General features: G+C 40.5%; 23 protein-coding genes. 9 read left to right on the top strand and 14 right to left on the bottom strand.

The features are described 5' to 3' along the window. Nucleotides 1-14: 14 nt before the first annotated feature. The 7 genes from ACZ5YP_RS03035 to ACZ5YP_RS03005 are packed head-to-tail and all read right to left on the bottom strand — an operon-like array spanning nt 15 to nt 7,714. Nucleotides 15-275, bottom strand: a complete 261-nt coding sequence (locus ACZ5YP_RS03035) for a MoaD/ThiS family protein (protein ID WP_464835778.1) — start codon at nt 273-275, stop codon at nt 15-17. Further along, nucleotides 268-744, bottom strand: a complete 477-nt coding sequence (locus tag ACZ5YP_RS03030; protein ID WP_464835777.1) for a (2Fe-2S)-binding protein — start codon at nt 742-744, stop codon at nt 268-270. The genes ACZ5YP_RS03035 and ACZ5YP_RS03030 overlap by 8 nt, the downstream gene beginning before the upstream one ends. Further along, complete coding sequence (locus tag ACZ5YP_RS03025) at nt 737-1,660, bottom strand: FAD binding domain-containing protein (RefSeq protein WP_464835776.1); 924 nt, start codon at nt 1,658-1,660, stop codon at nt 737-739. The genes ACZ5YP_RS03030 and ACZ5YP_RS03025 overlap by 8 nt, the downstream gene beginning before the upstream one ends. Then, a complete protein-coding gene (locus ACZ5YP_RS03020) occupies nt 1,654-4,014 on the bottom strand; it encodes a xanthine dehydrogenase family protein molybdopterin-binding subunit (RefSeq protein WP_464835775.1) in 2,361 nt (786 codons plus the stop codon). The genes ACZ5YP_RS03025 and ACZ5YP_RS03020 overlap by 7 nt, the downstream gene beginning before the upstream one ends. Then, nucleotides 4,011-4,475 (bottom strand): (2Fe-2S)-binding protein, encoded by a 465-nt coding sequence (locus ACZ5YP_RS03015; protein WP_464835774.1) that lies wholly within the window; start codon nt 4,473-4,475, stop codon nt 4,011-4,013. The genes ACZ5YP_RS03020 and ACZ5YP_RS03015 overlap by 4 nt, the downstream gene beginning before the upstream one ends. Continuing rightward, nucleotides 4,472-5,356, bottom strand: coding sequence for an FAD binding domain-containing protein (locus tag ACZ5YP_RS03010; RefSeq protein ID WP_464835773.1), 885 nt, complete (start codon nt 5,354-5,356; stop codon nt 4,472-4,474). Before ACZ5YP_RS03010 ends, ACZ5YP_RS03015 begins: the two co-directional genes overlap by 4 nt. A 3-nt stretch (nt 5,357-5,359) precedes the next feature. Then, on the bottom strand, nt 5,360-7,714 hold the full coding sequence (locus tag ACZ5YP_RS03005) for a xanthine dehydrogenase family protein molybdopterin-binding subunit (protein WP_464835772.1): 2,355 nt from the start codon (nt 7,712-7,714) through the stop codon (nt 5,360-5,362). 101 nt (nt 7,715-7,815) lie between these two features. Here ACZ5YP_RS03005 and ACZ5YP_RS03000 point away from each other — a divergent pair, with 101 nt between their 5' ends. Beyond that, nucleotides 7,816-9,153: a dihydroorotase gene (locus ACZ5YP_RS03000; protein WP_464835771.1), complete on the top strand. Its 1,338-nt coding sequence runs from the start codon at nt 7,816-7,818 to the stop codon at nt 9,151-9,153. A 5-nt stretch (nt 9,154-9,158) separates the two neighbouring features. Here ACZ5YP_RS03000 and ACZ5YP_RS02995 read toward each other — a convergent pair whose 3' ends face one another. Beyond that, nucleotides 9,159-9,596 carry a 4Fe-4S ferredoxin gene (locus ACZ5YP_RS02995; protein WP_464835770.1) on the bottom strand — a complete coding sequence of 146 codons (438 nt, stop codon included), beginning with the start codon at nt 9,594-9,596 and terminating at the stop codon, nt 9,159-9,161. 53 nt (nt 9,597-9,649) lie between these two features. Here ACZ5YP_RS02995 and pyrB point away from each other — a divergent pair, with 53 nt between their 5' ends. Next, nucleotides 9,650-10,573: an aspartate carbamoyltransferase gene (gene pyrB, locus ACZ5YP_RS02990; protein WP_464835769.1), complete on the top strand. Its 924-nt coding sequence runs from the start codon at nt 9,650-9,652 to the stop codon at nt 10,571-10,573. 19 nt (nt 10,574-10,592) lie between these two features. On the opposite strand, the gene ACZ5YP_RS02985 is transcribed toward pyrB, so the two are convergent. Next, nucleotides 10,593-12,755 carry an NHL repeat-containing protein gene (locus ACZ5YP_RS02985; protein ID WP_464835768.1) on the bottom strand — a complete coding sequence of 721 codons (2,163 nt, stop codon included), beginning with the start codon at nt 12,753-12,755 and terminating at the stop codon, nt 10,593-10,595. 167 nt (nt 12,756-12,922) lie between these two features. Between ACZ5YP_RS02985 and ACZ5YP_RS02980 the strand changes: the two genes are divergently transcribed. From ACZ5YP_RS02980 to ACZ5YP_RS02970, 3 genes are all read left to right on the top strand, one after another. Then, nucleotides 12,923-13,321 carry a hypothetical protein gene (locus ACZ5YP_RS02980; protein WP_464835767.1) on the top strand — a complete coding sequence of 133 codons (399 nt, stop codon included), beginning with the start codon at nt 12,923-12,925 and terminating at the stop codon, nt 13,319-13,321. Nucleotides 13,322-13,377: 56 nt separating this feature from the next. Continuing rightward, nucleotides 13,378-13,713 carry a hypothetical protein gene (locus tag ACZ5YP_RS02975; RefSeq protein WP_464835766.1) on the top strand — a complete coding sequence of 112 codons (336 nt, stop codon included), beginning with the start codon at nt 13,378-13,380 and terminating at the stop codon, nt 13,711-13,713. Between the two features lie 305 nt (nt 13,714-14,018). Next, nucleotides 14,019-15,401 carry an RAD55 family ATPase gene (locus ACZ5YP_RS02970; protein WP_464835765.1) on the top strand — a complete coding sequence of 461 codons (1,383 nt, stop codon included), beginning with the start codon at nt 14,019-14,021 and terminating at the stop codon, nt 15,399-15,401. Here the strand turns inward: ACZ5YP_RS02970 and ACZ5YP_RS02965 are convergent. The 5 genes from ACZ5YP_RS02965 to ACZ5YP_RS02945 all read right to left on the bottom strand — a co-directional run bounded on the left by ACZ5YP_RS02965 (nt 15,398) and on the right by ACZ5YP_RS02945 (nt 22,147). Beyond that, a complete protein-coding gene (locus tag ACZ5YP_RS02965; protein WP_464835764.1) occupies nt 15,398-17,224 on the bottom strand; it encodes a hypothetical protein in 1,827 nt (608 codons plus the stop codon). The genes ACZ5YP_RS02970 and ACZ5YP_RS02965 overlap by 4 nt on opposite strands. 69 nt (nt 17,225-17,293) lie before the next feature. Then, nucleotides 17,294-18,733 carry a type II/IV secretion system ATPase subunit gene (locus ACZ5YP_RS02960; RefSeq protein WP_464835763.1) on the bottom strand — a complete coding sequence of 480 codons (1,440 nt, stop codon included), beginning with the start codon at nt 18,731-18,733 and terminating at the stop codon, nt 17,294-17,296. Between the two features lie 50 nt (nt 18,734-18,783). Further along, nucleotides 18,784-19,428: a YkgJ family cysteine cluster protein gene (locus tag ACZ5YP_RS02955; RefSeq protein ID WP_464835762.1), complete on the bottom strand. Its 645-nt coding sequence runs from the start codon at nt 19,426-19,428 to the stop codon at nt 18,784-18,786. 287 nt (nt 19,429-19,715) lie between these two features. Beyond that, complete coding sequence (locus ACZ5YP_RS02950; RefSeq protein ID WP_464835761.1) at nt 19,716-20,639, bottom strand: NAD-dependent epimerase/dehydratase family protein; 924 nt, start codon at nt 20,637-20,639, stop codon at nt 19,716-19,718. 14 nt (nt 20,640-20,653) lie between these two features. Then, the gene (locus tag ACZ5YP_RS02945; RefSeq protein WP_464835760.1) at nt 20,654-22,147 is read right to left on the bottom strand and encodes a carboxypeptidase M32; all 1,494 of its coding nucleotides are present in this window, start codon (nt 22,145-22,147) and stop codon (nt 20,654-20,656) included. An 86-nt stretch (nt 22,148-22,233) separates the two neighbouring features. On the opposite strand from ACZ5YP_RS02945, the gene ACZ5YP_RS02940 reads away from it, so the two are divergent. Genes ACZ5YP_RS02940 through ACZ5YP_RS02925 form a run of 4 tightly spaced genes read left to right on the top strand, consistent with a single transcriptional unit; the run spans nt 22,234 to nt 25,515 of the window. Next, nucleotides 22,234-23,829 carry an NAD(P)H-hydrate dehydratase gene (locus tag ACZ5YP_RS02940; RefSeq protein WP_464835759.1) on the top strand — a complete coding sequence of 532 codons (1,596 nt, stop codon included), beginning with the start codon at nt 22,234-22,236 and terminating at the stop codon, nt 23,827-23,829. A 4-nt stretch (nt 23,830-23,833) separates the two neighbouring features. Next, complete coding sequence (locus ACZ5YP_RS02935) at nt 23,834-24,280, top strand: GNAT family N-acetyltransferase (protein WP_464835758.1); 447 nt, start codon at nt 23,834-23,836, stop codon at nt 24,278-24,280. Nucleotides 24,281-24,330: 50 nt separating this feature from the next. Continuing rightward, complete coding sequence (locus ACZ5YP_RS02930; protein ID WP_464835757.1) at nt 24,331-24,744, top strand: EamA family transporter; 414 nt, start codon at nt 24,331-24,333, stop codon at nt 24,742-24,744. Nucleotides 24,745-24,750: 6 nt separating this feature from the next. Beyond that, nucleotides 24,751-25,515 (top strand): ParB N-terminal domain-containing protein, encoded by a 765-nt coding sequence (locus ACZ5YP_RS02925; protein WP_464835756.1) that lies wholly within the window; start codon nt 24,751-24,753, stop codon nt 25,513-25,515. The last annotated feature ends 10 nt before the right edge of the window (nt 25,516-25,525 follow it).

The raw sequence follows: 25,525 nt of genomic DNA, 5'->3' as shown, positions 1-25,525 counted from the left end.
TCAGCCAGTGTTATTTATCCTCCTTCGTAGAGTGGAGTGTATATTGCAACTTCATCTCCATCATGTATAATGGTGGAGTTTGTGGAATCTACTCCATTGACTTGAACTAGTATAATTGGTATTTTACTAAGCCATTCTCTTAGCACGCTGTATTTTTCAACTAGTATTTCTATTAGCTCTTCTACTTTTACTTCTCTCGCTGTATCTATATACTCTATTGACTTACCTATTATCTCGCCGATTATCCCCGAGTAGACTATTTTCACTCTAGGCATTTCCAGAGTCTTCCCTTCTACTACTCGTTTTCAATACTGCTTTGAATATATTGATGTAGCCAGTACACCTACAGAGTACTCCTTTCAAGTATTCTTTTACATCTTCAATACTTGGATTTTGCTTTTCTCTCAGTAAGTATTCTCCCATCAATATAAATGCTGGTGTACAATATCCACACTGGAAAGCTCCTTCTTCGATAAAGGCTTTTTGTAGTTTTGTCAAGCCCTCTCTAGATAATCCTTCATCAGTTACTACTTCTCTACCATTTACATCGACTGTAAGTGTTAAACAAGATAGTACTGGTTCGCCATCAATTAACACAGTGCAATTACCACACTCTCCTATTCCACAGGCATACTTCACGCTTTTAACTCCTAGTTTATCTCTCAGTGTATTAATTAACAACTCGTTTGGTTCAACATCTACTACTACTTGTTCTCCATTTAGTTTAAATAATACTTTAACCATGAATCTCACCCTTCAATCTCATGTAAGCTGTTTGAAGAGCATCGTATACGAGGATTTTCGAGATGTATCTTCTATACTCTGCTGTACTCCGTACATCTGTTATTGGTGATATCTCCTCGTCTAGTAGTGTAATTGCTTTTCTAATCTCAGTGTCTTTTAATTCGAGATTTCTTAATGAGTATTCAACGTGTCTAGCACGTATTGGTTGTGGTGCTACCGAGCCAAGTGCTATTCTAATATCTTTAATCACGTTGTCTTCTACTACTATGTATACAGCGGCACTTGCAATAGCTAGGTCTACTGCTACACGAGAAATCTTTTTAAATGCTGATGAACCCCTACCAGCCTTCTCGACAATTACTTCTTTTAGTACCTCGTTTGGTTCAAGAATGGTTTTACCAGGGCCTTTAAAGAATTCTTCGAGGTCTACTATTCTCTCTCCTCTTCTACTAGCAACTACCACTCTGGCATTATGTACTAGTAGTGGTGGTGCGGTATCGGCGGCTGGCGATGCATTACAGAGGTTTCCTCCAATAGTAGCCATATTTCTAATTTGAATACTCGCCATTACTTTAACAGCATCGTAAAGTGCTGGTATGTATTTCTCTATGAGTAGTGATTTCTCTAGTTCTCTCAGTGTTGTAAGAGCACCTATTCTAATGTAGTCTCCATCTTCTCTAATGTATTTTAGCTCGCTAATTCTCTTGATGTTTACTATTACACGGGGTTCCACCAGCCTAGTTTTCATTTTAACAATGAGGTCTGTTCCACCAGCTAGTATTCTCGCATCGCTTCTATACTTGTCTAGTATTTCAAGTGCTTCACTGAGTGTTTTTGGCTCGTAGTATTCGAAATTGAATGGTATAATCCTTGTATTTCTACTCGTTATATTGACGGGTGGTATTTCTCCTACCATGGAGTTTCACCTTTCTCTCGGAGTGCTTTAATAATCTTGTCTGGTGTAACTGGGAGCTCGTAGAATCTAACACCTATAGCATTGTATACAGCGTTGAGTATAGCGCCAACAGCTGGATTCATAGCCGCTTCTCCAAGGCCTTTTGCTCCAAACGGTCCTGTTGGCTCATATGTATTGGCAAGTATTACTTTGAAGTCTTCGGGGTTTACCACGTCTCCAGCTGTTGGTATCTTGTAGTCTGTTATTAGTATTCTACCCATTATTTCACCGGTAACAGGGTCGTATTTTGTGTCTTCTGTGAAAGCCATGCCCCAAGCCATTGCAAACCCGCCGTGTAGTTGTCCTTCGACCATGTCTGGATTTATTGGTGTACCCACGTCTGCTCCAGCTACTACTCTTACTGGTCTTACTTTGCCAGTCCACGTGTCTACTTCTACTTCTACATAGTACACAGTGAAACTTGGAGGGGCAGAAGTCGAGCGGTAGGTAACAGATGCTATTAGTGTGCCCCAATTTCTCTGCCAGGCTGTCTTAGCTATTTCTCTTAGTGTGATCTTTATATCTGTTCCTTCAACGTAGACTACTGTCTCACCTAGTTTCTCATCGTAGCCTATTTTTAATGCTTCGGGGTTAACGACTCTACCTAGAATCCTCGTTGCTGTTTCAAAGATTTTCTGTTTTAGTATTTGAGCGGCTCTTCTAGCACACTCTCCACCAACATAGGTTCCACGAGATGCATGAGTACACACGTCGTAGGGAGTGTTTTCTGTGCTCGCTGTTGCCAGGTTTATTAGTTCCGGTGGTACTCCTAGCTCCTCAGCTATTATTTTTACATGTGCATCTAGAGATCCACCACCATGGTCTTGTAGTGCTGTTAAATAGTCTAGTGTTCCATCTTCGTTTAACTTCAATATACAACCCGTGAAGTCTATTACCTCGCCGCTTATGGGGCCTCCAGCACCAGAAGTATGGAATCCACGTGCAACACCTATTCCACGCCTATACCTCCCCTTCTTTTCCGAGGGACTACCCCTCTTATCCCAGTTAATTAACTCCTTCCCCTTTAAGAGGAGTTCTGGAACACCATCAGATTTAATAACTGATTTAACAGTGGGCCCCTGACCCCAGAATATGTCGCCTCGGCCCACATAGTTTTCAAGTCTTAATTCAATGGGGTCTATTCCCAATTTCTCTGCTATTTCATCGATCATTGTTTCAACAGCCCATTGGACTTCTGGAGCCCCATAACCTCTAAGAGCACAACCCGGTACTTTATTCGTGTAAACAGCTATACCTCTATACCTGATATTCCTCCACTTATACATCGATACAAACCATCCAAGACTAGTGCCGAGTAGTGGATATGGTTGTACTTGGTGGGCACCTACATCTAGTATATTTGTAAACTCGGCCGCTGTAAACAAACCATCTTTCTTCACGCCAATTTTGAATTTAAAGTGAAAGACGAAGTTTGAGTGGTCTAACATGTCTTCTTCTCTAGTATACGCTATCTTAACGGGCTTCTTTGCCTTGAGGCAGAGGGCTACTGCTATTGGTACAAGGTAGTTTACTTGTATACTTGAACCAAATGATCCACCTATTGGTACTTTAACAACGTTTATTCTACTCTCGGGTATGTTGAATAACTGGCTGACCAGTATTCTCGTATTGTGTATAGTTTGAGTCGTAGTGTATATAGTGAGTTTACCACCGGGTTCTGGAACAACGAGAACAGCTTTTGGCTCTAATTGCATATGGTATCTCTTTCCCGTTTTAAAAGACCTTTCCAATACTAGGTCTGCTTCACTAAATCCTTTCTCTACATCTCCCTCTTCATAGTCTAATCTAGCAGCTACATTGTTTTCTACTTCAATCCATTTATCTCCCTTCATGATTCTCTCGTGTATTTTTGGTGCTCCAGGCTTCATTGCCTCGTATGGATCTAGTATTGGATTGTATATTCTCTCAAATTCTATTTTAACGGCTTCAGCCGCTCTTTGAGCTAGCTCTTCTGATGGTGCTGCCACAGCTACTACTGGTTCACCTAGATATCGTGGTTTATATGTTAATACATATGTATCTTTAAACGTGGCTTCCTCGATACTCACTAATCTAGGATTGTATGGTTTTTGCGGTATATCATCTGGTGTTAAAACAACGGCCCCCATTCTAACTGCTTCACTTACATCTATTTTCTTTATATCGGCGAAGGCATATGGACTCCTAACTATTCTACCAATCAACATACCAGGGTATTCGAGGTCATTAGTGAACTTTATAGAACCAGTGACTTTGGCTTCAGCGTCTTTTCGCGGTGTTTTCTTAGATATGAATTTAAATCCTGTTTGAGTCAACGCCCGGCTCCACCTGTGGCTACTTTGTATACTGCATTAATGATTTTAACGTAGCCAGTGCATCTACAGAGGTTGCCGAGGTATTCCTTTACATCGTCTCTTGATTTAAACCGGCCTTGTTTTATACCGGCCCACGCTGTCAACAATATACCCGGTGTACAGAAGCCGCATTGAATCGCTCCTTCCTCGATAAAGGAGTCTACGAGTTTTTTGAATAACTCGTCGTTTTCTAATCCCTCTACTGTCACTACTTCTCTACCATTGACTTGCATAGTTAGTAGCATACATGATGTTACTGGTTGACCATCTAGTAGAATAGTGCAACTACCACATTCTCCTCGTTCACAACCCCTCTTTACACTTTTAACTCGTAGTTTAAATCTCAGTGTATTTATTAGTGTCTCGTTTGGTTCAACATCTACTACTACTTTTTTGCCATTGAGTACAAATTCTACTTTCACTCAAAACCACCCTTGAAAGCGCGTTTATAGGATTTCAATAGTAGTTCTTCGACTAGAATACGCGAGACGTGGAGTCTATACTCGGCTGGAGCTCTCACATCACTAATTGGCGATATATCTCTATCTACGAGTTTAGAAGCCTCTCTAAATAAATCTATACTCGGCTCTTTACCAAGAAGGAATTCCTCGATGCTCCTTGCTCTAATGGGGACTGGAGCTACAGAGTTCAATGCTATTCTAGTATCCGTTATTAATCCATCATCTACTCTCAATGCAACAGCAACCGAGACAATAGAGATATCGTGTCCACGCCTCCTACCGATTTTCCTATATGCATATCCATGTCTCTCGAGGTTTCTATATGGAACAACTACTTCGACCAATAACTCCTTTTTATCTAGTGCTGTACGCCTGGGTCCAAGGAAGAACTCTGTCACCGGTATATATCTCTCGCCACTAGTACTCACAGCTTTAACAACGGCTTCGTAAACAAGTAGTGGTGGTGCTGTATCTGCTGCTGGCGACGCATTACAGAGGTTTCCTCCAATAGTAGCCATATTTCTAATCTGCCAGTATGCAAACTCCCTCGCGGCCTCCCATAGCAATGGTGTTTTAGAAGCAATTATAGGGGAATCTACGAGTTCCTGGATTGTGGTTAATGCTCCTATTCGAAGAGCTTCACCAGTGTCTACAATATATTTCAGTTCTTTCAATCCACTAGTATCTACTATACTCTTTGGTTTATACCTCCCTGTCTTCAAATCTAGGACTAGGTCTGTTCCACCAGCTAATACCATGGCGTCTTCGAGTTTATCTAGTAGTACTAGTGCTTCCTCGAGGCTTGATGGTTTATAGTATTCGAAACCTGGGAATCTATACATGGATCAACCCCTCCCACTTGTTCTAGTGTATTCAAGTATTCTCCATGGCGTGAGAGGTGTAGAAGTAATGTTTACTCCGAGTGCGTGGGCTATAGCGTTTGCTATTGAAGCCGGGCCGGGAATCAAGGCCATTTCTCCAACTCCCTTTGCACCGAATGCACCGTGTTTAAACCTGTCTTCTACGTATACCGGCTTCTCTATTTCAGGCATGTCTTTAGCTGTTGGCACTACGTAATCCGTGAAATTAGTGTTTACAACCCATCCTTTTTCATTGAAGTACAAGTACTCCATTAGAGTATAGCCTACTGCCTGGGCTATAGCGCCCTCGATCTGACCCTCTACTTGCTGTGGATTAATTATTTTACCTGCGGCGAGGCCTGGGTATACTCTGAGTACTTTGACCTCGCCTGTCCATGTATCTACTTCTACCTCGGTGATTAACACTATGTAGCTGTATGCTGGATACGCGAATCCCTGTCCAACGGTTTCATCGAATCTACCTTTTGGTAGGTAGTAGTAGCCTGTAGCGCTTACTTCTACTCCTCTTGCATATGCTTCTCTTACTAGGTCTCTCCAAGATATGTTCTTTGATGGATCGCTCTTAGAGTATACTCTTCCATCTCTAAACTCTATGTCTTCTGGGTTTACACCAAGTAGTTTCGCGGCGAGACTAGCCATTCTCTCTCTGATCTTGGCTGTAGCGACTAGTATCCCCACTCCACCAATACTTGTACCTCTAGAGGCATGTGTAGCACCCGTGTCTGGTGCATCTGTCGAGGCGAATACTACTTTGACTCTGTCTACTGGTACACCGAGTATTTCGGAGACTATTTGTACATGTGAGCTCGTAGGTGAGCCCTGGCCCATTTCAACTATTCCAGTATACACGGTTACAGAGCCGTCTAGTTCTACCTTTACGTAGGCATTAGACCAGTCTGGAACAGCCCTCGATGTGCTTATTCCATGCCATGCAACAGCTACTCCAATACCACGTTTAAACCTCTCGCTAGTCTTATTATACTCTTCTATCTCCCTCCTCTTCCTCCACCAATCAGCCTTCAAAGCTGTTTTCTCTAGTGCTTCGCCAACACCCACCGAGTGGTCTAAAACCTGGCTTGTAAGCGTTGTAGAACCCTCTCTCAAGATATTTCTAAGCCTGAACTCCACGGGGTCTAATCCCAGCTTCTCTGCTAAAAGGTCCATTTGTCTCTCAACAGCGAATTGAATAGATAAATTACCAAATCCTCTGAAAGAGCCCTGGTAGACCTTGTTTGTATATACCGCGTATCCATCTACTTTCGCGTTTGGTACCTCGTAGGGGCCTGAAGCATGCATTGTCGCCCTCCAGAGGATAAATGGACCTCTATTCGCATATGCACCGGTATCATGTATTATTGTAACATCGATTGCTGTTAACTTACCGTTTTCATCTACTCCACTCTTATATCTAATTACTGCGGCTTCACGCTTCGGATGTATTTTAATTGATTCTTCTCTACTGTAGAGTATAAAGGCTGGTTTACCAGTCAAATATGCTACTAGTGCTGCTTTAGCACATGTTAATGGCCCCTCGTCGTCTTTACCTCCAAATCCTCCACCAATGTATGGTGCTACTACTTTAACCTTGCTCATTGGTATACCGAGGACTCTTGAAATAATTTTCTGGCCTAGATGGGGGTATTGTAGTCCACCTATAACGGTTATTCTACCCTCGCTCTCGGGTATCGCTAGTGCGGCTTCTGTCTCTAAATAAGCGTGTTCTTGGTGGTGGAGTCTATACTCGTTTTCTACTACTACTTGTGCTTTGGAGAAGCCTTCTTCTACATTTCCCTTTCTCACTCTCGTCTGGAAGGCTATGTTGGAACCTCTCTCTTCATGGATTAATACATCTCTTCTCTCTAGTGCTTCTAATGGGTCTAGTAGTGCAGGTAGCTCTTCGTATTCAACAACTACTTCTTCGGCTGCCTTGATTGCTTTTTCATAGTCTCTAGCTGCTACTAGTGCTACTACTTCACCGGGATATCTCACCTTTCCCTGTGCTAGGAGAGGCTGGTCTGGTATGGCGTATCCAACCTGGTTTTCACCTGGTATATCGCGGGCTGTATAGACCCCGTATACTCCACTAATTGATAGTGCTCTAGAGGCATCAATACTCTTTATTCTAGCGTGGGGCAGAGGGCTCAATACTTGTTTTATAAACAAGGCGTTTTCCAGGAAGTAGTCTATGTAGTAGTCCTCGGTGAACAGTGCTTTCCCGAGGGCTTTATCCAATGAGTCTACTCTATAAACCCCTCTACCAACTACTAGAAAGCTCTCCGAGGACATCCATTTCTCTAGGAGCTTGTATGGATCCTCCAATATCTACACCAATCCATAAACCCTAATTAAATTGATAATGGAGATGGTTAAAAATACATACTTTAATACACTACCCTAATAACTATATAGTGGTGTAGTTTGTGAACAGCCTACTTGTAAAAAACGGCCTTGTAGTAACTCCTAAAGGAGTTTTCAAACTAGATGTCAAAATAGAAAACGGTGTAATAAGCGAGCTCGGTAGAGACTTGTCGAGTAGTGGAGTAGAAGAAGTAATAGATGCGCGTGGACACTATGTATTCCCAGGAGTAGTAGATGAACACGTACACATGCGAGAGCCGGGATTAGAGTATAAAGATGACTTTGCACACGGCTCCAAGGCGGCAGTTAAAGGCGGAGTAACTACTGTTATAGAACACCCTAATACACTACCACCAGTAGACTCTCCAAGTAGAGTAATAGAAAAAGCAAGAATACTCGAGTCAAAAGCATACGTGGATTTTGCATTAACTGGTGTACTACACGATGGAAACACCCACTTATTTGAAGACATGCTTGGTGAAGGAGTAGTTGGATTCAAAGTGTTTATGGGGCCTACAACGGGGAATATTCCTCCACCAAGCGATCCCTCACTCTATGAAATACTATCTAAATCCGCCAAGTATAATACGAGAATAATGTTTCACGCTGAAGACCATGCGTTAATAGTATACTTCACAGAGAAAACCAAGAGACAGGGAGATAATCCATTATTGCATAGAGAAGCCAGGCCACCACTCGCCGAAGTATACAGTATTGTAAAAATAGCTAGTATTGCAAGGTACACTGGTGGAAAACCACACATAGTTCACGTTTCATCAATAGATGCACTTGAAGCCATAGTGAAAGCTAGAGAAATAGGTGTTGATATAACAGCTGAAACCTGTCCACAATACCTTGTACTAGACGAAGAAGACTATATCAAACACGGATCACTAGTAAAAGTCAACCCGCCAATACGTGGAGGAATACACCGAGTCAAACTCCTAGAAGCAGTTAAAAAAGGATTATTTGAAGCAATAGGCTCAGACCATGCACCACACACACCAGAAGAGAAATCCAAGAATATATGGGAGGCCGCTGCTGGATTCCCCGGTGTTCAAACACTATTCCCCCTGATGCTAGACCTAGCACTACGTGGACTAATCCCACTAGAAAAAATCCCACTACTACTATCAGAAAACCCGGCTAGATTGTTCAAGCTATGGCCATACAAGGGATCTATACTGCCAGGTGCTAGTGGAGACCTTGTAATCGTAGACCCCAATACAGAGTTCACTATTAAACCAGAATGGCTTGAATACAAGTACAAGCTATCTCCATTCATAGATTGGAGGGTTAAGGGTAGAATAAAACACGTTGTATTAAGAGGACACATAGTAGTACGGGATGGAGAGTTAACGAGTGTAAAAGTAGGTAGGTGGATTAAACCAGTTGGCTGAGACTACTATTTTTCTCTTTTCTCACTGGTTAATCTTTCTACTTTAGCCAAGTACCTAGAGTACTTCACTGTCTTCTCCGATACCTCCACCACGTCTCCCTCGTATACAACGAAGTGTCTGCGCTGAGCACCTGGTTTTACAATTTTGAATACTTCTTCTAGCATCCAGTGTAGTTGAGTACAATGCATACTTCCATCTACACTTAACACCGCTATTTCTTCAAAGCTACATCTTGCTAGTATACCACATAGTTTAAATCCAAGCATGTTTACGTGTTCTGCTTCTGGACAAGCTGTTACAACTATATACCCTTTCTTTTTAAATTCCTCTATGAGCCATGGCTTCTCGGTTTCAAGACACCTACTAGCTACTAGGAGTTTCTTTGAATCTCTGAACAATGTGGATTTAGCGTTAATATCTAGTAATCTGGGTAACTTGTACATTTACACACCTTGTTTAAATATTCTCTCAGGGTATACTATATATGGTGTACTCTATGTATCGTGGAATGGATGTAATATCTGCACTCCAGTTTTCTCGTAGCGACATAGAACACTTGATTAGAGTAGCAGAGGAATTAAGGCGGAGAGTAGAGTTTGGAGAGAAATTGGAAATAGCAAAAGGGAGGATTTTATTTACAGCCTTCTTCGAGCCAAGTACGAGAACAAGACTCAGTTTTCAATTCGCAATGACTAAACTGGGAGGTATGGTTGTAGACCTAGGCCCCGAAGAAGTATCAAGTATGGCCAAGGGCGAATCCCCCGAAGACACATTGAGAACAGTTGATAGTTATAATCCAGATGTAATAGTTGTAAGACACCGTGAACCCGGATTTGCAGCTAGAGCAGCAGAAATCTGTAAAACACCAGTTATAAATGCTGGTGATGGATACAATGAACATCCCACACAAGCACTACTAGACGTCTACACTATTTGGAGAGCACTTGGTAGAATAGATGGTGTTAGAATAGGGTTAATGGGCGATTTAAAATATGGTAGAACAGTATCAAGCCTCTCCTATGCACTATCAAACTTTAGAGACGTGGAAATACACTTTGTATCGCCGAGAGAACTACAACCACGCGAAGAAGTACTCAGAGTACTAGACAAGAGACGAGTGAGATACGAGCTACACGAGAAGCCAGACGAGGTAATAGAAAAACTAGATGTATTATACGTAACAAGACTACAAAAAGAGCGGATGAAGCCAGAGGACTATGAGAGGTTAAAGGGTAGCTATATAATCAACTACGAATACCTCAAGAAGTTTACACACATACCACTAATAATGCATCCACTACCACGAGTATGGGAGCTAACACCAGACGTCGACGGGCTACCACAGGCGATATACTTCGAGCAGGCTAGAAACGGATTGTATATACGAATGGCTTTAATAAAAGAGATCCTCGGCCTCTAACGCGTTTTTAACACCTTACTCACCAAAACGCGTATTCCAGTGGAACCAGGTATAATTCGTTTGTTTCATCGCCGCGTGCATATATAAGGTGGTTTGAGTAGTATACAAGTCTATTTCCAAGAGTATATGGCGTTGGATACAATAGTATGGGGAGAGCACGTAGCTCCCTGGTCGAGGTGTCTAGTCTATAAACCACTCCATACTCGCTACTATACCGCTGGGTGAAGTATAGATATCTAGATCCATCGTGTGTTAAACCATACAATCTATAATCGTGGACACCATAGACACCCACTGTTGAAACACCACTACTAGATACTCTATACACTACTATAATGGGCCCCGTACCACCCAGTAGTGATACGTAAACCCTGTCTCCACCACTCGCTGTACAAGTATACTCTGTAACAACCCCCTCTGTAATACCATGTAGAAACACATAGCCCGACGTAGCATTGTACACGCAGAGAGAGTTGTTGCCAACCCCCGGTACAACGACGATGGCGTCATTAACCACTGCTAAACCAGCACCTAGACCACTAGAACGACACGCAGTAGTCACCAGGCTCCAAGTATTCGAAGAGAAATCGTATCTGTACACACCACTAGTATTTAGTAAGTACAATGATCCCCTGGAAAAGGCTACACTGGTCTTCCCATCGAATACAGAGTTTATGCTTACTTCTCTAATAAACGATATGTTACCTAGACTGGTTAGGTTATATAGTAGTATTTTATTAGAACCGCCAATACCGACTGCGAGGCCGGTGAATCCTTCCGGGGCTTGTCTTACTACTACTCTATACACTTCGCCGCCCATAACGTATTCAAACCAGCGTGAAGCAACGAGGCTTCCCTCTTCATTATATACTTCTAGAACAGCGTTTTCCACTATAAAATAGTCCCAAACACCAAGTGATACGCTTCCATTGATCGACGTGGCCTCGCTTACAACACCCCCGGTTCGATTTTTCAATACTATCTTCCAACCCGGGGGAACGCTTGTAACGTTAACAAACCATGGAGGGGCATTGATAGTTATGAGTAGATTATCGAAGAATACAGTGAAATTATGCAAACTTTGATATATTCCCAACCCGGTTCGCGTAGGAGTTATACTTGTATCTCTCACTGATGTGTTGGCCGTTCTATTAACCCACATGCGGAGGTATTGAGTGCTGAACTCGTAGGATCCAATAATACCGTATGGACTCGCCCGGGTGTAACTCGTACTTGCAAGTTGTAGCCATCCATTTAGATATCTGTAGATATAAATTCGTGAAGCACTACCACCGGTCTCATATACTCCTAGAGTATAGAAGGCAGCAGTGGAATCTCTGTAGAATATAATCTCTACGTATCCAGCTCTTTGAGCGTGTCCACTCGTACTCGCTATTACAGCTGTATATATAGTGCCACTTGTCAGGTTTAGATTAACTAAGGCTATACACTCGCCTCCATGGTCTGAAGGCCGACTAGTGCGAGATATATATATTCTCTCTCTCGTTGCATCATACATCCAACTTTCATTACAGTTCAGCCTAGTTAATCTTCCCGCTGTAAAGGGGTTTGTTTTAAAGGTATCGTTGTATAATACGTTTGCACGTGATTGCAATTCAATATCAGCATCTACCAACGTGTGTATAATCGATCCAAGTGATAGCACCGTGCCTGCTTTAGCCGTTAATCCCAGGTTTAATAGTGTTGTGGGGTAGGGGTATGTTATAAATGGACACTTCACTACTTGGAATGTAATTACTGTGTTTCCAGCGTCGAAGAATACTATTCCACTATAGGTGTTGTTTAGTGTGAAGTATCCACTAGGGAAACTCATTTTTACATAGCCTACTTGGCCTGGCCCTAGTCTACCATTGAAACCTTCTATACTGGCATTTACACTCGGATGCCCCGAGACACCTCCTTCTACCGTGTACGTAACTAGCCCCTTATCTGTTTTCAACTGTATACTCGCGAGTTGGACTGGTATTCCCCGTTCATGTCTAATTGTAATAACTACGACTGTATTGTTGTTAATAGTAGTACATGCCTGTGCATAAGTAGAGAGCACTGGTGTTTTCAAAGCCTCTGTATAAGTATGGAGGAAGAAATAAATCAATCCAGAAACAGCAATTGTAAACGCAATAATTGCTAATATAGCCAGGTATGGATATTCAACACCCACTATCAACCCCCACAATATAAACTAGTAAAACCAGATTAAATCAATAACCAATACACATACTATTCAAAACACTACTTGGTTAAAACCATGATTAAACAAAAAAGTGGGATGGACATGTAAAGTTTTTTTAAGGTTTACACAAGAATAAATAATACATGGGTGGAAATATGAAAATACGTGGAGATCTAAGTGCACCAGTCTTAGCAATACTAGTAACAATTGGAGTAATAGCTGCAGGATTAGTACTACTAGCGTGGTTTTGGTGGTTTGCACCAACAGCTGGTCACGCAGGATCACTACAAATACTGGGACAGCCCGCAATAGACAATTCTACCAAGACAGCTTATATTTCAGTGAAAAACACTGGAAACGCCCCGATTACAATTGAGGGAGTAGTAGTAAAGGGTCAACAATGCACGTTTACTCAGCTACAATTACAACCAGGAGAGAGTAAAACTATAACAGTTAATTGCACTGGAGTAACCATTGATCTTAATGAGCGTGTTGTAAACGGAATTATTCATACTGACTACGGTGTGTACACTGTTAGCTTGGTTGTAGTTTAAGATTTTTTTCTTTTCTAGGCATTATTTTTTTCCTAGGTAGACATAGAGTGGGTTGGATGAGTGAATTGGATGATTTAAAGAGGAGTCTGTATGGGTTTTTGAGGCAGAGGGTGCCGGGTTTACTAGAGTTGCTCAATATCTACTGTATGACTAGTTATAGTAGTGATTGCCTCTCTCTGTTGTTTAAGAGTCCGAGCCGTGTTTACCAAGTTTTCCTCATGCATTATCGTGGAGACATGGTTTCAGCTGACTATGCTTTTACACTGGTATTTGCTGGTGGTATTGCACAGTTGCTAGGTAGATATGAACTAGCCAGTCAACTCTTAGAACTAGCGAAGACTGGTAGAGACAGCGAGTTTATTCAATTGGTATTGAAGTGTTTAAAGGGGTGAAAAGTTTATTAGGGTTGTGTGGGGATTTTTATGTGGGTATTGGAGACTGCGGGGTGATGGGAGCATTGCTCCAAGCCCCGCGGGGATAATCGTAGATGGGAGCCCCGTGCCGTTGGGCTCGACCGCCACCCATGACTCCATAGAGATAACTAAAGCCCTGTGGGCGAGGTGGAAGTCCCTAAAGGCAACCCCCGAAAAACCCAAAAACAATAAAGAATGACCCTTTAGGGACAAACGGTGTGGTTCGTGAAGACATTGTTTTCTCGAATGAGTCTCTGTGGAGAAGGTGTTGCGGGGTGGGTGGTTTGAAGAGATTTACTACTGGTGTATCCGGGCTTGACTCGTTGATTGGTGAAATTACTCCTCCATACACGGTAATGATTGCTGGTCACCCGGGAGCGGGTAAAACAACACTTGCTGAAACCATATGCTATAATAACGCTGTTAATGGATTAAAGTGTCTATACATATCACTATACGAGGACAAAGAGAAGCACTATAGATACATGGAGAGACTTGGATTAAGACTCAGCGAGGTAGAAGCACGGGGACTCTATAAATACGTAAAACTACCACTAACACTAGAAGTAGACTTCTTAGTAAACGAGATTAGTAAATTGATAAGTAAGGGATACGATATCATAGTAGTAGACTCTATTTCTGCACTGTTAGAACCAGTATTAAACAACCCGGAGAAGAGAGCGTGGTTACTAAACTACTTTTATCAAATACCGCTACTTACAAATGGACTACTAGTACTAATAGCAGAGCTACCATTTCTAGAAGAGAAACTAGCACTTGGTGGAATAGAATTCGTAGTAGACGCAGTGTTGATATTGAAGCACAGAGTTGGAAAAGGGTTTTTAACTAGAATACTCGAGATTAGAAAGACTCGTGGAGCACCACTACACATTGCTGAAATACCCTTCACCATAGTAGAGAATGTTGGAATCCAGGTATTTGCACCACCAGTACTAGCTGAAAAACCACGCGAGGGAGAAGAGGTAAAATTAGTATGTAGAGCTCTGGGCGAAGTAGTAGACCACTACCACATGGGCTTTATTGTAAACGTGTTTTTCCCACCGGGGGTTGTCGGTATACACGTAGAGTTTCTAGATATACTCGCGCTTTCTCTACTGAGAAAACTAAAAACACTAGTAGTTAGCTACACGCACCCGCCTAGTCTACTAAGAGAACGCCTAGTAAACCAATTAGTAGAAACCGGGTTTGACAGAAAGAGAGCGGAGAAACTAATCGACGAGTACTTTGTTATTACAGCATTAAACCCGTTTGGACAGAGTACATCAGAGATTTACTCGAGAGAACTCTCTCTCATAGAGGTAGTTAAACCCAACTTAGTTGTATTCCACGGAGTACACGTAGCTAGAGAAATGATAAAATACAAAGATTACATTAGAGAACTATACAACGAGCTACTATATCTAAAAAGTAAAAACATACTTGTAATTAGAATTGGAAGCTGTATTGATGAATCCAGGTGTATGAGTGAAGCATCTATAGCTGATGTAACGTATAAACTAGAATTAACTAGAACGGATACTGGTTTCGACAAGAGGCTGATTGTCTATAGAAGGTTTAGAGAACCATGTGTTCTACCGGGTAGTGTACTAGACGAGTGTGTTGGAGAGTGGAGGGATTTGATTAGAAGAGTCTATTTGAAGTCTTAGATTACCATCATCCCCACGACTATCTTTGCCAATGTATATATTAGTAGCATTAGTATAAATGACCTGTGGCTATACGTATAGGAGCCTCCTCTCACTACTCCAATGAGTATTGATATAAAGAGGAGTGAGAGTATTGATAGATTGTCGAGTAAACTATATATTCTCGGATCATATGTAAAGGGCAGTATTAGTGGAATGGAGTAACCAGTTCTCGCTGATTCAACAACGCCAACGATGTATTCAAAGACTTTTCTAATATACGCTATAAACCCTCCCACCACTGCGACTAATCCAATCATAATGGCTTCTAGTGTCCTAGCAAAACCCCTCGCTCTAGAAACCAAGTTGTTTATTCTCTCATAGCTAGAAGTAAACAATCTAAGCATTTGTGGAGTTGCACCTAGTCTTAAAATATTTATTAGTGTCTCAATGAATGCAGCGTGGAAGAGACTTGGTGCTCGTGCAACAATACTTACACGTAGTTTTTCGGATAAATAACCCATTGCAATAGTCCGCGTTAATCTCGTAATCTTCCTACCATATTTAACAGCACTCCTCTCTAATACAGAGACGAGGTTTTCACCCGTTGTAGCCGCCAGTGAAAGCGACTCCGAGGTTGCTCTTACAAATAAATCATAGAGTTTTACAAATCTATACTCTAGCTCTGATAGTATAAATCCAGGTAGTGTCGAAGCCATTACCATGGCAATATATAATTGTTCACTTAGAGGCTCTCGTTCTACTAGAAGAGAGAATATATTGTATAGTGTTAGAAACAATGGTGTTAAAATAGAAATAAACGAGGTAATTCTAAGTCTCCTAGAGGGTTTTACGACGAGGCTTGTAGGATATAGATTAGCTATTACAGCGTATAAAACAAAGAATACCAATACCTGCATTGTAAGAGAGACCCCAAGTACTAATAGTAGACTACCACCCATAACAGGAGCTATGGCTGCTACAATTACAGGTAGAAACAAGTATACAAAGAGAGATGCACCGACAATAATAGTGAAACTACCTATTAAACTAGCAACTTTTGATTCAAATAAACCATATATAGCATCAAATACTCTCTCAGCCGCCTCTGTGAATTCTCCATGTGTAGTAGCAGCTATTACTACTCTCCTCACATAACTAGAAATCTTTTCTGAGGGGTGATTAGCATACACAGTGTCTAGTGAACCAAGTAAAGAAGACGCTTTTACAGTAGCTATTTTCCTAGCAAACTTTACTTCTCTCGAAGAAGCCGGTAGCGAAATACTCTTCTCAATAATCGATATAACATCGTAGATAGGTATTTTTAAAACACTCAATACACGTAGTAGTATTACAAGATATGGTAGTTCAACTTCTACATCTGTCTTCCTCTGTGAAATCCACGAGTAAACTAGGAGACGGGGGAGTAAAATAACCACTATTAATATTGAGAAAAGTGCGAGTAGTGGGATTAAAATAAATACATTGAATCCATAGATACCAGTATATACGACTACAAAGAGGGAAAACCCTATAATTAAAACCAATACTACTTGAAGTAATCTGGCAAGGAACTGAATGCTCTCAGATTTCAAACCCCTACCTGCCCGTAATAGATTCGCTATGATGTATCTACGAGTAGACTCTGCATATACACGTGGAATAATCCTCCAATACCGCGCCAGTATAAGAGCTATAATAGACAGTAGTATAGAAGCAGTATTTAAACCCATAGAAAACTCTACAATAAACACTAGTAGACTTAAAATTATTAAGTATAGTATCCGCTTTTCTCTGAAAAACCATAGTTTATTAATTAAACGACTTTTCTCTTTGTTAGACAAGAAAATCCCTTGAAACAGCCTCCAAGTATATATTAATGCAGATGGATATTATTAAAAGACAAGGTGTAACTAGCGTTGGAGTAGCTTCTTTTCAAGTCTTCGATATATTATTTCAGCGAGTTCTCTATAATCCGGTCTATCGAGACTTGGATCCATAGAGACCGCTTCACTATATGTTTCTTCTAGAACCTCGACCATGGCTCTATATTCTCGTTCAAGGTCTTCTCTCGCAACTCTATGGGCAAGCGTTATTCTATCGATGAATTTAAGGTTTCTAATTGGGTTTTCCATAGCCAGCTCTATTCTATCCGTGGCCGGGTTGTATGTAAACAATGGTTTTACAATGTTTTCTTCGTATATGTAGACTTCGTGTCTATAGACTCTGCGCCCTGGCTCTTTCTCAATAACATTTGTTTTTACAAATACATTTAGCATTTTGAGGATTTGGGGATCTATGGATATTGGTGGAGAGATCAATCTAAGTATAGCGGCCTCGGGGCTCTCGGCGTGGAATGTTGTAATAGCGCAGTGTCCAAGTAGTATTGAGTGAGCCCACTCTCTCGCTTCCTCGCCTCTTACTTCACCTACTATCACGTAGTCTTGTGACAGCCTCACTCCTACTTTTAATAAATCAAACACTGTTACTTTGTATTCGCCATACTCTCTAGTAGTAGTTCTAGTCCAATACGGAGTTGGCAATCTAATCTCTGGTGTATCCTCTATTGTTAAAACCCTTGATCCAGGTGGTATTAATGCTAGTAGTGCAGTGGCCAGCGTGGTTTTACCACTCATCATTTCCCCGACGATTAAGATAGGGACTTTGTATTTTACCATTAACCATAGAAATGCTGTTTCCTCGATGCTGAGAGATCCATAGTTTATGAGTTTTAATACAGTCCATGGTTTCTCGGTTGGCTTTCTAATATCAATAGTCATGCTCTTCCTCATTGTTACATCTGATTCAAATACAATGGCTACTCTTGCCTCGTAGCGGGGCTCTATGAAGCTCGCTAGTGGCATTGCTTCTGAAACCGGTTTTCCAGCTCCTGCTGAGAGTCTGAGAGCTACTTCTACTACTTCATCTCTATTCAGAGTTATATTTGATAGTAGTCTTCCATAACTCCTGTGGTGTATTTGAATTGGTTTATCCGGCATTATATGGATGTTTATTACTGATGGATCTAGTAGGAAAGGCTCTAGTAGACTATAACCCGTATACTCTCTTTCAACAATGTGTCTAAGTCTTTCATCTCTAATACTCTCTATTAAATCCAGTAGTGATTCGTCTCCTACTAGTACATCATATAGTCTCTCTTCAATTACTGGTATTTCCCTAGATGCAACTGGATCTGTTGAAACAGTATCCCATATGATATATTGATCTCTAGTTATACAAACAGTGTAAAATGGTTTTTCAGGGGAGGGAACAAGGTATTTCTCAATACACTTTGACTCTATGGGTGGAGGTCTAAGTATTTTTAATTTCAGAGATTCTAATTCAATGGCCATATATTTATAACCTTGTCAGAGCACATCTATTTATTATTTGTACTATCTCCCTAAAATTTTGGTTTTTCTATAATTATGAATTGAATATTGTCTTCTCCTATTAATTCCTCTATGTATTTCTCACTACACTTTGAAAGTAGGATTAAATGGAGGTTTTCTATTGTTTTACTCTCAATGTGTTTTAATATACTACACTTCTCGCTTAACTTGACTAGCACATTATCTATTGTTTTAGTAGTGGCTGCAATAGCTATTACACTATCAGTATTATAGAATATCTCTATGAGCTCTGCGAGGGCAATTGTTTCTTCTGGAAATACTTCTACTAGTTTTTCCGGGTTGTTTGCAATGTTGCTTATACTGCTCTCACATTTTTTAATCCATGTACACTGTTGTGAAGCCACTACTCTACCACTAGCTATATCCATTAGTAGTGGAAACATTCTACATGCAAATGGTTTCTCTAAGTGTATTCTACAAGACTTTGCTCTTTCGTCGTAAAAGGGGCAGTATCCATGTATAATCCACTTGTAGAGTCCATTATCTAAGCGTTTAAATTCTAGTTTTAATCCCAGGTTTCTACCAAGTATTTTTAAATAGTATACCTCGTGGGGGAGGAGAATGGGCATATCTCTCTCATCGTTAAAGAAGCAACAATTACTACACCTTAAGCAATTAAAAACACTACACTCCATAATAAACCACCGTGTAAACAATTACCTCCAGTGAAAAACTAAGTATTTACTCTTGAAAATTAATTTCTCTTTGCTCTATCAATACTATATATAACTGCGTTGAGAGAAAATCTACTACATTCTCGCCAATGAGATATGAAAAAGTGGCGTCAATAATAAATAATATCGTCCAATCCACTAGATCAAAAGTCTATTTAATAAATAGTATTTTAAACCAGGTTTTACTGTGATACGGTATATTACCATAGTAGTAATTGAAAACAAGAGTAAAATCAAGACCCATATTTCTATACACTCTCACTACATAATTCAGGTATTATTGTTTTAAGTCCTTGTTCAAGTGTTATTTGTGGTTTATAGCCAAGGATTTCTCTAGCTCTCGATATATCAGCCCAGCTATCTCTTATATCACCCGGTCTGGGTGGAGTATACTCTAAGTCGACGTCTCCTCCTACTAGTTTAATTACTAGTCTAGCCAGGTCTATTATCCTCGTTGGACAACCAGTGCCGGCATTTAATATCATTCCATATGGTTGTTTTTCAATTACTTGTTCTAGTAGTCTCGATAAATCATCTACATGTATGAAATCACGTGTTTGTAATCCATCTCCATGGATTAATAATGGTTGTTTATTACATGCTCTAGTAATAAACTTCGTTATTACCCCTGCATACGTATTGCTTTGTCCAGGGCCGTATACATTGAATGGTCTTACTACTACGTATTTTAATCCATATCTACCATAGAATTCAACTATTTTTTCACCCATAAGCTTGCTTAAACCATAGGGTGATAGTGGGTTTAATGGGTGTTCTTCGCTTATTGGTGTTTTAACTGGGTTTCCATACACTGATGCTGAACTAATATATATCATTGGTTTACCTTGTTTAAGACTGGTTGATGCTACTACCGCTGTTCCACCAGCATTGTTATCTATGTATTCACGTGGTTTCTCGAATGACTCGTCTACACTGATATAGGCTGCTGTATGTATAACAATATCTATGTTTTTAACAATACTCCCCATGAAAAACTTGTTTCTTACATCTCCCTGTAAAACTGGTATTTCTGCATTGTAGAGTTTACTCAGTGCTCTTGGTGTAGTGTTTTCCATGTTGTCTACTACTATGACATCGTAGCCTCTTTTCTTAAGGTATAATGCTAGATTATGCCCTATAAAGCCAGCCCCGCCGGTTACAAGGATTTTCAAGGCGGTGAAAACACCTATTTCAAGTATTTCTCGACTAGGTATTCAACTAGGTCTTCTGGCGAGTATTCTCTACCAAAGCTCTTCTTTAACAACTCGCGTGGTGGATATACAGCTCCATATTTGTGTATTTTTTCTCTCTGCCATTCTCTTATAACACTGAATTCTCCACTGGCTATTCTATCGTATAACTTTATTTCATGTATCATTGTTTTTCTCGCCATTGCCGCGACTATGTTGCCTAGTGTGTATGTTGGGAAGTATCCAATACTACCCATACTCCAATGTATATCTTGAAGTATTCCCTCACTATAGGTTTTTGGTTTTACACCGAGTAGTTCCTCCATGGTGTTATTCCATAGTTCTGGTAGATCAGATATTTTCACTTCGCCTGTTAATGCTAGTTTTTCTAGTTCTGCTCTTAATACAATGTGCATATTGTATGTTACTTCATCAGCATCTACTCTAATCAAACTTGGTTTAACAGTATTGAAGTAATAGTATACTTCTTCAGGTGTGTATTTAGATATGAAGTCTAGGTTTTCACGGAGAACAGGGTATATGACCTCGACGAATTCCCTACTACGTCCTACAATGTTCTCCCAGAACCTGCTCTGACCCTCGTGTACACCGAGACTTACACCATCACCTACTGGTGTATATGCTAACGCTGGATCTATTTGTAACTGGTATAACGCGTGTCCATACTCGTGTATTACAGAGAACAGTGTTCTCTTAAAGTCTACTCCTTCATACCTAGTAGTAATTCTTACATCGTTTAAACCCATATCTATTGTGAATGGATGGGCTGAAACATCTAGTCTACCCTTTACGCCGAGTGGGTAGCCTAGGATTTCAAGTATTTTTCTATTAACTACCTCCATTCTCCCAGTATCGTATACTGTGTTTTCTAGTGGATGGGTTTGTGGATATCTACCCTCGTCTACTACTCTCTCAACTACTTTTTTGAGTTCTTTCTTTAAATAACCAAGTATTCTATCGACGTCTTCTGTTTTCAATCCTTCTTCGTAGAGGTCTAGTAGTGCGTCATATGGGTGTTTCTCCCAGCCTAGATAATTAGCTGTTTTCCTAGCTAGTTCAAATATTTTCTCTAGGTATGGTCTAAACAATTCAAAGTCGTTTCTAGTTTTTGCTTCTCTCCACGCGATCATTGCTTCCTGGGTTACTTTTGCTCTCTCAGCTACAAGCCATGGTGGGAGCGCTCTAGCTATTCTAATAGCTCTCTTTAAAACTCTTACAACTCCTTTTTCATAGTCGTTGAGGCCCTCTATACCTTCTGCTCTCTCTACTAGTTCAACGAAGTCTTGTCTAAGGAGTAGTTGTTGTCTCAATAATTCTAGTTCAGCACGGGCTATAGCCCTGTCTCTGTATCCTTCTCTAGGCATATATGTCTCGCTATCCCAAGACATTAATGCCAGGGCGTGTGATATACTCCAGAGGACTCGGTATTTCTCAATGATTTCTCTTACAACGGGGTTTTCAAACACCAAGACTTGTACACCCAGTCAATTACTAAACCAGCTTGGTTTAAAAACAAATATCTATGGGTTGATTATTGTATAATTGGTGTACTTGCTTGTCTTGGAGGTTTAAAGTTTGCAGTGTTGAGGAAGCTAAGTGGATTGATGAAGAAGCCGGGAGGAGGGGCATAGACCACTCTCTGTTAATGGAGGATGCTGGAACAGCAGTATTCAACCTTGTACACAGAGTTTACGGCGTCTACGGCAGGAAATACCTGGTAGTAGCTGGAACGGGAAATAATGGTGGAGACGCCCTTGTAGCTGCTAGGAGAATATATGCTTATGGAGGTAGTGTAAAAATACATATTGTGGGAGACCCCGAGAAATATAGAGAACCAGCGAGGAAAAACTATGAAATAATAGTAAAAATGGGCGTTCCCTTAAAAATAACGAGGAGTGAAAGCGATCTCCTAGAACTCGAAAAAGACCTTGAATGGAGTGATATAGTAATAGTTGGATTAATTGGTATTGGATTAAAAGGCGAGGTTACTGGAATTACTAGACAGGTTATCGAGGCGATTAATAAATCAGGTAAACCAGTTGTAAGTATAGATATACCCTCTGGAATAGATGGTAATAATGGATTAGTTAGAGGAGTAGCGGTGAAATCAACTTACACTGTGACTTTTGGACTACCAAAAATAGGTAATATATTATACCCTGGCTACTACTATTGTGGAAAACTATTTGTTTCCCGGTTGTCCTACCCGCCAGACCTGCTGGGATCAGAGAAGATAAAAGTAGAGTTAAACACACCTGTTAAACTCCCAGAGAGGGTTAAATGGGGGCATAAGGGAAGCTTTGGAAAACTACTCGTTGTAGCCGGGGCGAGGTATTACTATGGTGCGCCATACTATAGTAGCTATTCATTCCTCAAAGCGGGCGGCGGCTACTCGCGTCTAGTTGCACCTAGAAGCGTTATTCCCATTATAGCATCTCGTTGTAGTGAGGTTGTCTACCATCCAGTAGAAGAAACAGAAGATGGTACTCTATCATTAAGGAGTTATAGTCAAATAATGAGTATTATAGAGGAATACGGAGTAGACATAGTAGTAGTCGGCCCAGGCACATCGTTAAACCAGGAAACACAAGAGTTAATATTGAAACTAGTTGAATCTATTGACAAACCACTAATTATAGATGGCGATGGAATAACAGCACTCTCGAAAAACCCGGGTATTCTTAGAAATAGACGTGCACCAACTATTCTAACACCACACCCCATAGAATTTACAAGGTTAACCAACGTCCAATTTAGCGAACTACGTGAAAACCCTGTAGGTATTGTTTCTAGAGTAGCACGTGAATTAAACTCCTATATAGTATTGAAGGGAGCACACTCAGTCATAGTATATCCTGATGGAAGAGTATTTATCAATATGACTGGAAACCCGGGTATGGCAAAAGCCGGCATGGGAGACGTACTCAATGGAGTAATAGCTGCAATGTATGGAATTGGATTAAGAGATATTGGAGAAGCAGTGAGAATGGGTGTATTAATACATGGTTTAGCCGGAGACCTCGTAGCACAAGACATTGGAGAAGACGGTGTAACCCCCGACAATGTACTCGAATATCTACCCAGAGCAGTTAGAATTCTAAGAGAAAAACCGGAATACATAATTGAAAAGTATATGCCCGAGGAGATATAGATAGATGAGTGAATGCCGTGTAATACCATTTCAACAAGAATACCTTGAAAAAATATTGGAGATAGAGAAAGAGTGTTTTCCCCCATTAGAACAATTCGATTGCAGTGTTTTCTACTGGTATCTCTCACTAAACCCATTTTTCTACCTAGCAGAATGCAGAAGTGAAATAGCAGGATACATTCTCGGTGTTTTAGAAAATGATGGATCATGCCACATAGTTTCAATCGCAGTCAAAGAGAAGTGGCGGAGAAGGAGAATTGGTAGTTTACTCTTAAATACACTCCTCGAAGAATGTAGAAAGCATGGTGCTTGGAGGGCTATTCTAGAAGTCGCTGTTGACAACAAACCAGCTGTAAACTTATACTTGAAACACGGGTTTATAGTAAAGAAGATTATACCTAGATATTATTCCAGCGGGAGAGATGCTTTCTTCATGGAGAAAAAACTTTGAAAAACCGATCTTTCAATTTAATCAATATAGTGGTTTAAAGGGGCGGTTTGATGCAGTGGCTTGCTTATTCAATAATAGCAATGATACTATGGGGTTTTTGGGGTCTTGCGCTTAAACTAGCTGTTAGAGGATCTGATCATACAACAGCATATTTTCTAACTAGTCTAGCATCGTTTAGTCTAGCACTACTCATATATCTAACGAGTAATCCTAGTAGAAATAGTGATCCAAGCCCTACTGGAATATTATTTGCTATACTAGCTGGTTTAACAACTAGTCTAGGATCACTCCTAGTATACAAAGCACTAGAAAAAGGGCCAACACAACTAGTCATAGTGATTTCAGGGCTCTACCCACTAATCACTGTACTACTCTCAACACTAGTACTAGGCGAGCAATTAACACCTCATAGAATTGCTGGAATAGTTATGGCTGTAATCGCTATAATAATACTTAGTGTGTGATAGTACTTGTCGTTATCTAGATTAAAACTAGCAACAAGGAGAGATGTAGAGAGGAGAGTAGGAGAACTAGTTGAATTCTACCGTGAAACATATGGTTCAGCTCTCTTTATAGGGGAGAGAACGTACTATCCAAGAGAACTAGTATTAACACAAAGCCATATTGAATCAGATAAACTAGGATTAGTATTAAGATCCGTGTTGTTTGAAGCATATAGAGTACCAATAATAGTTGTTACTGGCGAGAAAAATAAACACTACGTTGTAGACGGCCACCACCGTGTAATAGTTTACTCTTGGCTTGACTGGCGAATACCTGGATATACAATTATTGTACCCGGGTATAAACCACGAATAGAGAAAAATATTATTGAAGTAGAAAGTATTAATCCACAAGACACTCCAATAGAGCTTTCTTGTTGGAGACATATTGTCAATACAATAAGGTTTTTTGAAAAACAATATGGTATACTAGCACGTGTATGGCTTGAAAACCTCAGGGTTGCACAATTAAAACCAACCGAGCCACCTATAAGAGATCCAAGTCCACACCCATCATCACAGTATTGTCCAATACTAGTCTACAAGTATATAAGTGAATACTATGTCGTAGATGGTCACCACAGAGTGTGTTTTAAACTCGTACAGGGTGAAAACACTATTCAATCAATTGTATTTACACTTGAAAACCAGGAGGTAGGATTAATTAAAACAGCTAGGAGACTTGGACATGCATATTTCACTCTTGAATACTGTGGAAAACCAGTTAAATAATGAAGCATAA

This window comes from Sulfophobococcus zilligii, assembly GCF_055398255.1.
Note: the sequence above shows the minus strand (reverse complement) of the source record. Positions and strands in the feature narration are given on the sequence as shown.